This is a genomic window from Aestuariirhabdus sp. LZHN29 (assembly GCF_049985285.1).
GTDB lineage: Bacteria > Pseudomonadota > Gammaproteobacteria > Pseudomonadales > Aestuariirhabdaceae > Aestuariirhabdus.
The window spans coordinates 1-505 of record NZ_JBNIEU010000014.1 but is presented as its reverse complement, the minus strand read 5'-3'; the positions used below and the strand labels follow the sequence as shown (position 1 = coordinate 505).

General features: G+C 47.1%; 2 tRNA genes. Both read left to right on the top strand.

The features are described from left to right. Positions 1–87 precede the first annotated feature (87 nt). Positions 88–164, top strand: a tRNA-Ile gene (locus tag ACP3PW_RS17250). Between the two features lie 5 nt (positions 165–169). Next, positions 170–245 (top strand) — tRNA-Ala (locus ACP3PW_RS17245). Positions 246–505 lie beyond the last annotated feature (260 nt).

Sequence of the window (505 nt, the reverse complement as noted above, 5' to 3'; positions counted from 1 at the left end):
GGGCTGGATCACCTCCTTAAACGATAAGACGAAATCTCTTAGTAAGTATCCACACAAATTACTTGATCTACTGTTTAGAACGAAATTGGGTCTGTAGCTCAGTTGGTTAGAGCGCACCCCTGATAAGGGTGAGGTCGGCCGTTCAAATCGGCCCAGACCCACCAATTACGGGGCCATAGCTCAGCTGGGAGAGCGCCTGCTTTGCACGCAGGAGGTCAGGAGTTCGATCCTCCTTGGCTCCACCATTTTGCTTTGCTTGATGGTGAATTGGTATAGCGAGACGGCTGAGCGTCAGCGAACCACCCGAAAGTGTAAGAGTTCAGAAAAGAGGCCTTGCAGGGTTGACCTGTTAAGGGTTGTTTTCTGGTCTTTGACCAGCGGACCTTGAGTCCATCGTTCTTTAAAAATATGAAACTGTGATAGTAGTAAAAAAATGTCTACTGGAAGCTGCACTTAGCTCTTTGTGTAGTGGAAGGTAGATGCTGAGGATTAATTGAGAATATCT